We start from the raw sequence: 13,587 nt of genomic DNA, 5'->3' as shown, positions 1-13,587 counted from the left end.
CCTCCCTTTATACTTTTTTATCTATTTTACCTCCAAACAAAAGAAAAACCAATATAATCCCTCCTAGCAATAATAACATCTTAGGATTATTATGAATTACACTAGGCTTTAGTAACAATGTTATCACAAAACCTCCAATAGCGCCTCCTAAATGCGCTGAATGACCAACATTACCCAATTGTTTTTTCATTCCGTATATAGAATACAACAGGTATCCTATACCCAAAGCATAAGCCGGAAAACTAAAAAACGGAAAAAATATAAAACTATATAACTTTCCAGGAAACAAAAGAATTGAAGCGAACATAATTCCTGAAACCGCACCAGATGCTCCAATAGCAGAATAATAATAGTTCTGCTTATTTCTATACAATGTATATAAGCTCCCAAATAAAAGACTAACCAAATAAATTAAAACAAACTTTGTATTTCCAAACCGTATAGCAACTCCACCGCCAAACAAATACAAAGCATACATGTTAAACCCTAAATGCACCCAATCTGCATGTAAAAAACCTGAAGTTAGCATTCTAATTTTTTCTCCTTCGAGAATTTTACCAACTTGAAATTTAAATTTATTAAAGAAAGCTTGATCATCAAATCCTTTAATTGAAGTCAATACATTGACCAAAATTAGCCCTAAAATTACTTTATTCATAAGTAGATATATATTCACAAACTTAATGAAAAGTTTGGTTTCACTAATTTTACATTTTAAATACGATATTTGCACAAAATTTTACTGAATGAAATATATTTTATTCCTTATTATCTACCCTATCGTTTGGTGCTTATCAAGACTACCAATGCGTTTACTATATATGCTTTCTGATTTTCTATTTTTCTTAGTTTACTATGTAGTAGGATACAGAAAAGACGTTGTTTACAACAATCTAAAATTAGCTTTCCCCGAAAAAACAGATAAAGAATTAAAAATATTGCGTAAAAAAAGTTTACGCCATTTTGGCGATTTTATAGTTGAAAGTATTAAAGCTTTTTCTTTAACAGAAAAACAAGCTCGAAAAAGATATAAATTTGTTAACCCAGAAGTTTTAAATAAAGTTGGTAAACAAGGAAAAAATATAATTCTAACTGGAGCTCACTTCAACAATTGGGAATGGTCGGTATCTATGCCATTGGTTAGTGATGTTCAAATTTATGGAGCCTATACAACAATCAAGAATCCTTATTTTGAAAAATTTGTAAAAAGCTCTAGAACAAAATTTGGTTTAATTGCGTACAAAACAAAAGACACCGTACCTAATATGGTAAAAAATATCAAAAACGGTAATATAGGAGCATACATTTTATTAAGCGATCAATCTCCTGTGCTTCAGAAAACCTATTACTGGCAAAAGTTTTTTGGTGTTAAAGTACCCGTTCATACAGGTGCAGAAATTTTAGCTAAAAAATTCAATATGGCCGTAGTTAATTACACTACAAAAAAAATCAAAAGAGGGTATTATGAAACCACTTTTGAATTAATTACCGATACTCCTAAGAAATATGAAAACTATCAGATTATCGACAAATACCTTAAAATAACTGAAAAATCTATAAAGGAACAACCCGAGAATTATTTATGGACTCACAAACGTTTTAAACATAAAGATAAATACGATATGTGGGTTGAAAAATTCAAAAGAGAATAGAGTAATATTCACACTCTTAACCTGAGAAATAAAAAAGAGACTTATTAAAGTCTCTTTTTTCATATATGTACCAGCACTCTCGTTTTATCAAGATTCTTCATGCACTGGACTTGACTTGAGGTTACATATTTTAAAATAAAGATATCCGTACAAACTTCATATTCATTTCTAATACCTCTATAACATAGATAAGTTCTTTAAAAACATAATCAATCAAAATTCAATTATAAAAACCACAATAATGATTCCTTTTTAATGAACTTACTTACAAGTACAATATTAAAGACAATTATTTATTTACAAAAAATAGAAATACCCTGAATTTTATCTCAGGGTTTACCCTTAGAAGTTTTTTTTTACTACTACAAACTGAAAGCAGTTTAACACTTTTTTCATATTTTTTAAAACTAGTATTAAACATCTGGATTACAAATCATTTTTTTTGACCTATTACTCACAAATTAAACTTCTATCTTTTTTTGAACTTTATAACTCTAAAAAGGAGTAATCATGACATTTTCTTGACACATTAGCTGACACGAAAAACACAAAACACAAAAATTTATTGAAACAAAAAAAAAGAGTCCAGTAAATACTGAACTCTTAAATTATGGGTGAAAGACCGGGTTCGAACCGGCGACCTCCGGAACCACAATCCGGCGCTCTAACCAACTGAGCTACAATCACCATTTAACTAGCGGGTGCAAATATATAACTTTTTTAAAGTATGACAAAATATTTTTTAAATTAATTTACTTAAATTTTCTACAGCAACATATCTTTCTACTGTAAACCCTTCTGCATAGTCTACTCCTATTAATCTTCCTAAGTCTTTTGCACGATACTCAACACTCTCAGTGAAGTTCTTACTAGTAATCGGAGTTTCAGGCTCTTTACTATTTGGATCAAAAAATTGAGAGCTGTAAGCTAATACAGAAGCTACTTTTTTATCCATAAATCCAGTTACATCTACAACAAAATCTGGTTCGATATTTTTCCATTGGATATAATGATAAACTTGTTTTGGCCTCCATTTTTCTTGCTGTTTTCCATCTAATGTTGTTTCTATTTTTAACAAACCACTTAAAAAACACGCATCAGAAACCAATTGACTTCCTTTTGGATGATCAATATGACGATCATCTATAGCATTACATAAAACAATTTCTGGCTGATACTTTCGAATCATTTTGATAATTTCTAACTGATGTTCTTTATCATTTTTAAAGAAACCATCTGCAAACGCTAAATTTTCTCGAACAGAAACTCCTAAAATCTCTGCAGCTTTAGCGGCTTCTTCATCACGTAATTCAGCAGAACCTCTTGTTCCTAGTTCTCCTCGTGTTAAATCTACTATTCCTACTTTTTTTCCTAAAGAAATTTCTTTTGCTATAGTTGCAGAACAACCTAATTCTACATCATCTGGATGCGATCCAAAAGCTAATATATCTAGTTTCATTTTTTACTTTTCTTTAATTGTTTGATTTCTTCTTCACTAACTTCTTTAATTTGAATTCTTCTATTTTTATATCTTTCAGCCCTAGTATGTGCATGACAACAAGGGAACAATTCTCCTTTTCCTATTACAGTAAACCTTGAAGTATCTAGTCCTAAATTAATCAAAGTCCTTTCAATCATACCAGCATTTTTTTCGCTTAACAACTGATTTTCTTCTTTCAAACCATCTCTGGAGGTATGGCACTCCAATAAGTAATATTTATCATTGTTTTTGATGTAAAGAATAATTTCTTTCATCGCTTCTAAAGAGCCTCTTTTAAAATACAATTCTTTGTGTTGAAAATAAATTTTCTTTGCTAAGCTATCTAAATATTTATCTTCTTTTATCCTTTTTTGTGCTTCTACTCTGTAACTAGCAAATATTAGGTATAAAAAAAATAAAACTTTATTAATCATCTTATAATTTATCTATAGCTTGTTCTATATCTGCAATTAAATCTTCTACCTCTTCTATTCCAACAGAAAAACGAATTAATCCATCTTTAATTCCCTGATTTGCTCTTTCTTCTGGAGTTAATAATGCATGTGAAGTTTGTGTCGGACTTAACAAAGTACTTTCTACTCCAGCTAAACTCATAGATGGTTTTATTAACTCTAAATTACGTTGAAATTGCATAGCGTCTAAATTCGATTTTAACTCGAAAGACAACATTCCACCAAATCCTTTCATTTGACTTTTAGCTAATTCGTGATCTTCGTGAGATGTTAACCCTGGATAATATACTTTCTCTATATTCGGATTTTGCTCTAAATACTCTGCCATTTTCATCGCATTTGTATTCTGATGATTTACACGTAAACTCATTGTTTTCATACTTCTTTCTAACATCCAAACTGTGAAATCACTTAAACTTCCACCAAAGTTCTTAGCAATATTCCAAATTTTATCAACATGTTCATTAGAAGCTGCAATCGCTCCGGCTAAGATATCTGAATGCCCACCCATATATTTTGTTGCTGAATGAATCATAATATCAATTCCAAAATCTACAGGAGTTTGATTTATTGGAGAAGCAAACGTATTATCGATCATCGTTATGATTTCATTTTTCTTTGCTAATTCAGCAACCGCTTTTATATCTACAACTTTTAGTAACGGATTCGAAGGAGTTTCAATAAAAATCACTTTTGTATTTGATTTAATTTCCTTCTCAAAATCTTCAATTTTTAAACTATTTGTAAAAGAATATTCTATACCGAATTTATCAAATTCTTCAACAACCAAATTATAAGTTCCTCCATACAAAGTCTGCTGTAAAACAACATGATCTCCTTTGTGTAAAAAAGCAAACATAGCTGTACTAATTGCAGCCATTCCAGAACCAAATATTAAAGCATTTTCCGTTTTTTCTAATGCTGCTATCTTTCTACATAAAGCTTCTTGATTTGGTGTATTGAAATATCTCGGATATCTTTTTATATCTACATCATAAAATTGATATGACGATGATAAATAAATTGGTGAAACGGCTCCTTTGAATTGTTCGTCTTTAACTTCACCTACGTGCGTACAAATTGAATTTATCCCTAGTTTTTTATTTGAATCCATGTTGAAAAATTTAGCTCCTAAATTACTAAATGCTTTCCATAGCTTCAAATAATTTCAATATCTTCGCTACTATGATTTCTGTAGTTATTATAGGGGGAGGAAACGTTTCTCATCATCTTTCACAAGCTTTTTTAAATTGTAATGATGTTGAATTGAAACAATTGTACGCCAGAAATATAAATTCGATTATTGAATTTCAAGATCGAGTTTCTATCACTGATAATATCACGTTGCTAACTGATGCAGATGTTTATATTATTGCAGTATCAGACGATGCTATAGCTGAAGTTTCTCCTCAACTACCTCATCATAAACTAATTGCACACACTTCTGGTAGTGTTCCTATGAACACTCTTGCAAATAATGGTAAAAAAGGAATTTTTTATCCTTTACAAAGTTTTTCAAAAAATAAAAAAGTAGACTTCTCCTCTATTCCTTTATGTATAGAGGCAGAAAATGAAACTGATTTTAAATTGTTAGAGCAACTTGCTTCTTCTATTTCTGAAAAAGTATATTCTATTACTTCTGATCAGAGAAGTAAATTACATGTTGCAGCTGTATTTGTAAATAATTTTACCAATCACATGTATAAAATTGGGAATGATATTTGTAAGTCATACAATGTTCCTTTTGAAGTATTGTTACCTTTAATTAAAGAAACAGCTTTAAAAATAGAAGAAGTTAAACCAGATTTAGCACAAACCGGACCTGCAAAAAGGAAAGATAAAAAAACTATAGAACGACATTTAGAATTATTGGATTCTAATCAGAAAGAAATTTATCAATTAATAACAAAATCAATCCAAAATGGATAAAAGCTATAAAGAACTTTTTAACGATGTAAACACCTTTATTTTTGATGTTGATGGTGTACTAACTAACGGTATAGTTACTGTTTTTCCGAACGGAGAATTAGTTCGTCAAATGAATATTAAAGACGGTTATGCTCTAAAAGCTGCTGTTAAAGCGGGATATAGAGTTTGTATTATTTCTGGTGGAAAGAATGAGGGAGTTCGTACTCGTTTAGAAGGTTTAGGAATTACTGATATTTATTTAGGTGCTCACAAGAAAATTGATCAGTATAATGAATTGGTTGAAAAATATAATTTACAATCAGAGAATGTTTTATACATGGGAGATGACATACCAGACTTACCCGTAATGGAAAAAGTTGGAATTCCTTGTTGTCCTAGTGATGCTGTTAGGGAATTACAGGCAATATCTGTTTATATTTCTGATAAAAAAGGTGGTGAAGGTTGCGTTAGAGATGTTATAGAACAAATAATGCGCCTACAAGAAAAATGGCACGATAATTTCGATGCTAAATACGATTAAATAACATTTGTTATTTTAAACATGATGTAAAATCATAATTTTTGCTTTAGAACAAATTAAATACAGATTACATATGAGAAAAGTAATATTTACATTTTTATTAGTTGCAATTTCAACTTCTATTAATGCTCAAAGCATTTTTGGTAAATGGGAGAATAGAGATGAAGAAACTGGTAAAGTTGATAGTGTTATTGAAGTATACGAAAAAGATGGTAAAGCTTTTGCTAAAATTATTGAAATCACTGATTCTGAAAGACAAACTGCTGTTTGCGATAAATGTAGTGGTAAAAATAAGAATCAACCAATTTTAGGAATGAATATCTTAACTGGATTAGAAAAAGACGGTGATGAATGGTCTGGTGGGAAAATCTTAGATCCAAAAAATGGAAAAAAATATAAATGTTTTATCAAATTAGAGGAAGTAGATAAACTTAAAATTAGAGGTTATATAGGTTTTTCTTTACTAGGTAGAACAGCGTATTGGTTTAGAAAAAAATAAATCAATTTTTGAAGTAAATTTCTCCGAGGCAAGCCATCGGAGCATTTTAAAGAAATACGTTTTTAAACTTTAATCATTTACAAACGAGGCAAGTCTCGGGTTATTTACCCTGTAGAGAATAAAAAAGCTCCAAATTTGGAGCTTTTTTTATGATCTGTAGTGCGTTGCTATTTTTGTTAATTGGAAAGCTATCTTTAAAGAATCTTTCATTGAAAGCTTTGACCCATCCATATGAACCCATCTTTTTAAAGGTTGTTCACATATTAAATGTTTTGTTTCTTCTCCGTATTTCTTTTTGAGTCTTAAAAACATTTCAACATCAAAAAGCCATCTTGTAATAAACTTCTTTCCGAATAATAATGGAATCAAATCTTTTTCCATAATTTTAGCTCCACATTGTGTATCCTTAAAATTCATGCCTAGAATTTTTTGAATAATAAAATTGATTGTTAAACTAATAACTTTCCTTGCCGATTGTTTTGTAATATTTGCTCCCATTCTTTCGATTCTAGAACCGCTAACAACTTTATAATTAGAAGTAGTAATTGTTCTAAATAAATCATCAAAATCATGCAAGTCTGTGGATAAATCAGCATCTAAAAAACCAATATAATCAAATTTTAAATCAGTATTTTTAGCTAAATGGAGCATACCTAAACGAACAGCCTCTGCTTTACCCCCATTCTTTTCACAATTTAAAACACTAATATAATCTTCTCTTCCTTTCCTTAAAGCTTTTAATTCTTCCAACGTTCCATCTGAACTTCCATCATTTACAAAACATAAATGATAACCAATATTAGTACTAACAAATCGTTTGAATTCTACTTCAGAAAGCCTACTCTCTTCATTGTAACATGGAATAACAACTCCAATACACTTTTCCCTTATTAGAAGAGACTCTCCTTTTAAAAGTAATTCTTGGGGAATAGGACATAAACCTATTATTTTATTAATTCTAACTACAATTTCACTTAGTGTAGCTGGTTTTTTAATAAAATCATCGATACCATAGTCAAATAAATCAATAATGTCTGTATCTTCAGTGTCTTCAGAAATAATTACAATTTTCGTTTTTAATGAAGATTCTTTTAAATATTTTAAAACATCGATTCCAGAAAAATCTGAATCGCTGATATCTAAAGTGACAAGGTCTGGCTGAGTTTCTTCAATTAATTGTATAGCTTGTTTACTAGTTCTAGCTATTTTGGTACTATATCCTATTTCAGATAACTTTTTTTTAAGAGATAATAAGATCAATTTATTATGATCGAAAGCAACTATTTTCATACGCGATAGTATTGTGGTTAGTAAATAATCACTCTCTATCCCCGATATTTATATAAATTCTTTCCGTTTTAAATATACAATTTAAAATTCATATTTTAAAATAAAAAATAGGTTTATCTGTAATGTGTAGCAATCTTAGTTAACTGAAAAGCAATCTTTAACGAATCTTTCATTGATAATTTGGATCCATCTACATGTTCCCATCTTTTTAAAGGTTGTTCACATATTAATTTTTTAGTTTCTTCTCCATATTTCTTTTTTAACCTTAGAAACATTTCAACATCAAAAAGCCACCTTGTAACAAATTTTTTTTCAAACAAAAGAGGAATAATATCTTTATCTAAAATTTTAGCTCCACATTGAGTGTCTTGAAATTTCATCCCTAAAATTTTCTGAATAATATAGTTAATTGTTAAACTAATAATCTGACGAGCTGATTGTTTATTAATATTAGCTCCCATCCTACTAATTCTTGAACCACTAACTATTTTATAATTTGTTGTTTCAATGGTTTTTACCAAATCATCAAAATCTTTAAAATCTGTAGATAAATCAGCATCTAAAAAACCAATATAATCCAGTTCGACATTTTTAGCTAAGTGTAACATTCCTAAACGTACTGCTTCTGCTTTTCCGCCATTTTTCTCACAATCATATACACTAATATAATCTTCTCTTCCTTTACTTAATTTATTTAAGACATTAAGAGTATTATCAGTACTACCATCATTTACAAAACACAAGTGGTAACCTAAGTTTGCATATACAAACTCTGTAAATTCATCGCTTAACAATCGATCTTCCTCATTATAACACGGAATAACTACACCAATACACTTCTCTCTTATTAATCCATTTGAACTATAGGTTTCTAAATTATTTTTTTTCTTCTTATTCGGAGCTCCAATTAATCGTTTAACTCTTACAACAATTTCGTTTAAAGAGACGGGTTTTTTCATAAAGTCATCTGCTCCTAAATTATAACCTTTTATGATTGTTTCTTCTTGTGTTTCTCCTGATAAAATTATAACTTTTGCTTTTAAATTAGGCGATTCTTTAACATATTTTGTTATTTCTAAACCAGACATATGTCTAAGATTTATATCTACAATTACTAAACATGGATTTATTTTATCTATCAACTCAACACCACCTTGGCCAGTTTTAGCTGTATAAACCTCATAACCCAAATCAGAAAGTTTTTTTTCTATAGAAAGTAGAACTAGTTTTTGGTCATCAATGGCTACAATTTTCATTCGCTTACTTGTTTTTTTATGATTAACATTTACTATTGGGATAGTAAATACAATATAACAATTATAGATTTAAATACCTGAGTGTAAACCCCTTTTTAGACCAATTACTTATTTAAATCGACGAATGTTATTTCAAACTATATTCCTTTATTGTATATTTAAAGAAAAACTATTATTGAGTAAAAAAACCAATAAATATTTAATCTCCGCCTTACTAATAGGAATTGTTTATCATACTACTTGTATTTTCTTTACTTTGGAATATACTTATGATGCTTTAATTCATTTATTTTTTGCTAACCATTATGCTAATAGTTGGTTTGAACCATGGAATTATAGTTGGTATACTGGTTTTACAGTAATGGGGTATCCTCCTCTGGTTCATCAAGCTATTGGTCTTTTTTCTATGTTAGGTGGATTAAAATTTGGGTTATTTACTGTAGCTATAATAGCAGTAATATTATTCATAACAGGATCTTATCGATTTTCTTTACTTATTACTGGAAATAAAAAAGTTGCTGGTTACGCCGCACTTTTGGCTGTTTTTTCTTCTGCATTTGCTGAAACACTACATGTTTTTGGTCAATTACCTAGTATTATAGGCATTTCTGTTTTAATGCACTCTCTACCAGAAATATATTTATGGCTTAAAAAAGGGGAGTATAAATATTTTTTTAAATCTATAGCTTTAATATCAGTTACTGTTACCTCACATCATGTCACTCCAATTTTTGGAATGGTATTTTTTATTTTTCCTCTTATTGGAACTGTGATAATGGATTATGCCGCCGAAGAATCTGGAAGTTTAAAAAATGTAGATGTAAAGTTATTTATACGAGTTTTTTTAAAACTATTCAAAAGAATGTTACTTTTTGGTCTCACTTCTTTACTTTTGATTATAGTTTGTATTTTACCATATTGGATAAACACAAAGAAAAACCCTATAACACAAGTTCCAATTCCTCATGGATCACGAGATAATTTCTTAGAAGTAACTTCTTCTGGATTAGTATTTTTCATAATTCCTTGGGGAATATTACTCTTCTTATTTCCGTATATCTTTTTCAGGTATTATCACAAACGTTATATCTTTTTTGGTTTGTCAATCACTATGTTTACTATTTTAGGGACTGGTGGTACAACACCTATTCCTAAAATGCTTTTGGGAAATAATGCGTTTAATATTCTTACTTTAGATAGATTTACTTTATGGGCTTCAATTATGTCAATCCCTATTTTTGGTGAATTTGCTTACCGGTTTATAGAAACAGATTTAAAAGAATTGTATCAAAAAACATTTGGTGCTGTTAACCATAGAATAATTGGTGGATTACTGGCTTCTGGACTTTTATTCATGTCTATTTTCACTATTAGTTTAGGTTATTTTAGACCTTTACAACCCCAAAAAATAAAAATGCTTCCTATTGTTAATTTTTTAAATCAAGATCAACACGATCACTGGAGGTATTTAACTTTAGGTTTTGGTGATCAAATAGCCTGGTTAGGAGCACAAACAAAAGCTATGAGTGTAGATGGTAATTATCACTCGGCAAGAAGACTTCCTGAACTTACAACAAGAGCTGTTGAACGATTAGAAAATTCAAAATTTAGAGGAATAGAAGGCTTAGGTTCATTACAACAATTTTTAACAGTTCCTGAGAAATACAACTTAAAATATATTTTTTCAAATGACAAATTTTATGATCCCATCCTTTATTTCTGTGGATGGCAAAGACTTAGACAATTAGAAAATGGAATTATGGTATGGGAACGTTTAGGTGTTCCACCTTTATCTACAATTTTACCCAAAGAGGAAGTACCTAAATTTCAAAAAATAATGTGGGGAATTATACCATTCTCTACAGTTATTTTAACTTTATTACTTATTAATATTCAATCTATAGCAATTCGTGTTTTAAAAATCAGAAAACATGAAAAACCAGATTATTTAAATTTTAACTTTAATTATAATCATTTTTCTAAGAGGCTTTTAAAATTTTCTATTCTGTGGGGAGCCTTAATTTTAATTTGTATTAGTTATGGAATGTATTATTTTTATATTGAAAATAAAACTCAAATATCTCCTAAAAGTGTTGTTAAAGCTTACTTTGATGCTTTAGATTTTAAACGATTTGAACAAGCTCATTCTTTTGTAGATCCTGAAATCAATATTGGACTAGATCAATATATGTTAGAAATAGCTGTTAATGATGGATTACTTAGCTCTTATGCGAAATTAAACTCTATTGACATCATTATAAAAAATGAAACAAAAAATTTGGCTAAAGCTCATGTTAAAACAAAATGGGTTACTCCTTTAGAAAAAATTAATAAACAACATAATTTTGAAGTTATTAAACGTAAAGGAAAATGGTTTATAAAAATTCCTAAACCTAACACAGATCTTCCTCCTGATCAGTTAATGATTATTAATAAAACTACATACTTTAATCACGGTAGAAGAAGAATTACAACACAACAAACTTTACATGAAGATGTTTTAAAACAACCTGTTTTAGAAGTACTTCAAGCAAAACTTGTAAAAAAAGATAAAAGTTATGCAGTTATAGGAACAATTCAGAATGTAGATAATGTTCCTGCCGATGTAATAATAAAAGCTACTCTTTACAATAATAACGATAAATTATTAGCTCAGTTTAATGCAAAACATCATATAAAACATAAATTAATGCCTAAGGAAACTTCTAATTTCAGAATTGACTTTGAAGGTATTGCTTGGTCTAAAACTAAAGACTCTATTCCAAAAATCTTTAATCCAGATGAATTTACACCAACAGAATTTGAAGAACAACCGATATTATTTAACTTACATTGTGAAGGAAATGTAGCTAAAACAGATCTTTATAAGAAAATAAGTTTAAATGGTATAAAAGTAAATAAAACAGAGATTAAAGGAAATCTTTTTAATACAGGAACAGAAGAAGCTACCATAACACAATTACTACTTTCATACTATAATGAAAAAAAGGAATTATTATGGGTTGATCATAATTTTCTAAAAGAAAGTGTTCGCCAACAAAGAAAACAAAATTTCAGTTTTCATCCTCCTAGTTTAGATAGTATTAAAGTAATTTATGACAAGTTAGATTTTTGTTTTGTTAATGGTTTACCTAATGAAGATATATCTGAAAAAATGGTTCCGAAACGTTTAACAAATCATTTAAAAAATAATTTAATTAAAGTTAAAGGAAATGGTTTTAATTTTATTAAAATAGAAACTGACAACTATATTGGAAACCCTAATTAATGATATTTAAGAAACTACATATTATAATTAAAATTGTGTTAGTTTTTTTCTTTTCTTCTTTTAAAACAATTAAAAATGAAGAAAATAATAAAATAAATATAAAAACTCTAATCAATGAAACTAGAGCTGGATACCCTATCAATTTAATTTTTTCTTCATCTTCTAAAAGCTTTAAATTATTTTGTACTAATTCCTATTCAACAGTTGTGTTAAATCCAATAATAGAAGAAAATGAACTTCATTTTAAAATACCAGAGCATATTTCAAATAAAAGAGGAATTATTCAATGGAAAGTTTTTAATAAAAACAAAACTATTTTATCTGGAAGTATTAATGTTACTCCATCTAATAAAAAAACTATAATGGAATCTTATGCCGGACCTCCAAGTATAGTTGCTGGCGGTGTTGATTATTTTATGTTAACTGTTTCTCCAACTGATGAATTCGATAATCCTTTACTTGATGACACAGATGTTATTATTAATCATCAATTCGAATCTCGAATTATTTCTTCTACTGAAAAAATAAAAAGACTCGTTGCTTGGAAAAGAGTATTTTCTTATAAAAAGTCTGGACGTTTTTTAGTTAATTCAGAATGCAACAAAGTTCCTTCTAAAGAAATTACTGTAGAAGTATACCCTAACAATGCTGTAAATTTTACTATTTCTTCATCTAGGTTTCATGATTTTGCAGATGGAAATCAAATTACAAGTTTTAAAACTTCCATCATTAAAGATGAATATGATAATATTGTTAGCGATGGCACCCATGTAACATTCATAACCAGAAACTCTGAAGGTGATATACTTACATCATATGGAAATACAATTTCTGGAATAGCAACTGCTAAAATGTTACATCCAAATCATCAAGAATCATGGAAAACACATGCTTATATTGACGGAATTGCAGAAAGTGATACTTTAAACATTAAATTCAAAAAACTTTTTAACGATTTTAATATTAATTTTTCTAAAACTAACAGAGAAATTAAAATAGGACCTATTAAAAGTTTTATGAATCAATTAATCCCAGATGGTTTTTTAACTCAATTAAAAATTATAAAAAATGATTCTTTAATAGAGATTAAAGAAATCCCTACACGTAAGGGATATGCAAAATTCCATTTACACCCAGATTTTTATGTTAATGGATTTTATAGATTAGATGTAAAAACTGGAGGAATTACTAAAAGTTTTATTAAAGAATTAAAAAAATAA

Annotated in this window: 12 protein-coding genes and 1 tRNA gene; 6 read left to right on the top strand and 7 right to left on the bottom strand. The window is 28.7% G+C overall.

The window, feature by feature from the left end:
- Nucleotides 1–7 precede the first annotated feature (7 nt).
- On the bottom strand, nucleotides 8–658 hold the full coding sequence (locus AC2TEO_RS16755; protein WP_442265921.1) for a rhomboid family intramembrane serine protease: 651 nt from the start codon (nucleotides 656–658) through the stop codon (nucleotides 8–10).
- Nucleotides 659–746: 88 nt separating this feature from the next.
- Here AC2TEO_RS16755 and AC2TEO_RS16750 point away from each other — a divergent pair, with 88 nt between their 5' ends.
- Nucleotides 747–1,652 carry a lysophospholipid acyltransferase family protein gene (locus AC2TEO_RS16750; protein WP_442265920.1) on the top strand — a complete coding sequence of 302 codons (906 nt, stop codon included), beginning with the start codon at nucleotides 747–749 and terminating at the stop codon, nucleotides 1,650–1,652.
- Between the two features lie 612 nt (nucleotides 1,653–2,264).
- Here AC2TEO_RS16750 and AC2TEO_RS16745 read toward each other — a convergent pair.
- The 4 genes from AC2TEO_RS16745 to AC2TEO_RS16730 all read right to left on the bottom strand — a co-directional run bounded on the left by AC2TEO_RS16745 (nucleotide 2,265) and on the right by AC2TEO_RS16730 (nucleotide 4,719).
- A tRNA-His gene (locus AC2TEO_RS16745) sits at nucleotides 2,265–2,340 on the bottom strand.
- Between the two features lie 54 nt (nucleotides 2,341–2,394).
- Nucleotides 2,395–3,111 (bottom strand): bacillithiol biosynthesis deacetylase BshB1, encoded by a 717-nt coding sequence (bshB1, locus tag AC2TEO_RS16740; protein ID WP_442265919.1) that lies wholly within the window; start codon nucleotides 3,109–3,111, stop codon nucleotides 2,395–2,397.
- Complete coding sequence (locus tag AC2TEO_RS16735; protein ID WP_442265918.1) at nucleotides 3,108–3,566, bottom strand: OmpA family protein; 459 nt, start codon at nucleotides 3,564–3,566, stop codon at nucleotides 3,108–3,110. Before AC2TEO_RS16735 ends, bshB1 begins: the two co-directional genes overlap by 4 nt.
- A gap of 1 nt (nucleotide 3,567) precedes the next feature.
- Complete coding sequence (locus AC2TEO_RS16730; protein WP_442265917.1) at nucleotides 3,568–4,719, bottom strand: trans-sulfuration enzyme family protein; 1,152 nt, start codon at nucleotides 4,717–4,719, stop codon at nucleotides 3,568–3,570.
- A 29-nt stretch (nucleotides 4,720–4,748) separates the two neighbouring features.
- Here AC2TEO_RS16730 and AC2TEO_RS16725 point away from each other — a divergent pair, with 29 nt between their 5' ends.
- From AC2TEO_RS16725 to AC2TEO_RS16715, 3 genes are all read left to right on the top strand, one after another.
- Nucleotides 4,749–5,534, top strand: a complete 786-nt coding sequence (locus tag AC2TEO_RS16725) for a Rossmann-like and DUF2520 domain-containing protein (RefSeq protein WP_442265916.1) — start codon at nucleotides 4,749–4,751, stop codon at nucleotides 5,532–5,534.
- Nucleotides 5,527–6,054: a KdsC family phosphatase gene (locus tag AC2TEO_RS16720; protein WP_442265915.1), complete on the top strand. Its 528-nt coding sequence runs from the start codon at nucleotides 5,527–5,529 to the stop codon at nucleotides 6,052–6,054. Before AC2TEO_RS16725 ends, AC2TEO_RS16720 begins: the two co-directional genes overlap by 8 nt.
- 73 nt (nucleotides 6,055–6,127) lie before the next feature.
- Entirely contained in the window at nucleotides 6,128–6,553 is a 426-nt protein-coding gene (locus tag AC2TEO_RS16715; RefSeq protein ID WP_442265914.1) for a DUF2147 domain-containing protein, read from the top strand.
- 147 nt (nucleotides 6,554–6,700) lie between these two features.
- Here the strand turns inward: AC2TEO_RS16715 and AC2TEO_RS16710 are convergent, their stop codons facing one another.
- Together AC2TEO_RS16710 and AC2TEO_RS16705 are read right to left on the bottom strand one after the other, a co-directional pair.
- Nucleotides 6,701–7,843 carry a glycosyltransferase gene (locus tag AC2TEO_RS16710; protein WP_442265913.1) on the bottom strand — a complete coding sequence of 381 codons (1,143 nt, stop codon included), beginning with the start codon at nucleotides 7,841–7,843 and terminating at the stop codon, nucleotides 6,701–6,703.
- Nucleotides 7,844–7,956: 113 nt separating this feature from the next.
- The gene (locus AC2TEO_RS16705; protein WP_442265912.1) at nucleotides 7,957–9,099 is read right to left on the bottom strand and encodes a response regulator; all 1,143 of its coding nucleotides are present in this window, start codon (nucleotides 9,097–9,099) and stop codon (nucleotides 7,957–7,959) included.
- A 175-nt stretch (nucleotides 9,100–9,274) separates the two neighbouring features.
- Here AC2TEO_RS16705 and AC2TEO_RS16700 point away from each other — a divergent pair, with 175 nt between their 5' ends.
- A complete protein-coding gene (locus AC2TEO_RS16700; RefSeq protein ID WP_442265911.1) occupies nucleotides 9,275–12,367 on the top strand; it encodes a putative glycosyltransferase family protein in 3,093 nt (1,030 codons plus the stop codon).
- Nucleotides 12,367–13,587 carry a hypothetical protein gene (locus AC2TEO_RS16695; RefSeq protein ID WP_442265910.1) on the top strand — a complete coding sequence of 407 codons (1,221 nt, stop codon included), beginning with the start codon at nucleotides 12,367–12,369 and terminating at the stop codon, nucleotides 13,585–13,587. The genes AC2TEO_RS16700 and AC2TEO_RS16695 overlap by 1 nt, the downstream gene beginning before the upstream one ends.

The organism is Tenacibaculum aquaeponti, assembly GCF_057221555.1.
The sequence above is the reverse complement of the archived record's forward strand: the minus strand, read 5'-3'. Positions and strand labels throughout refer to the sequence as shown.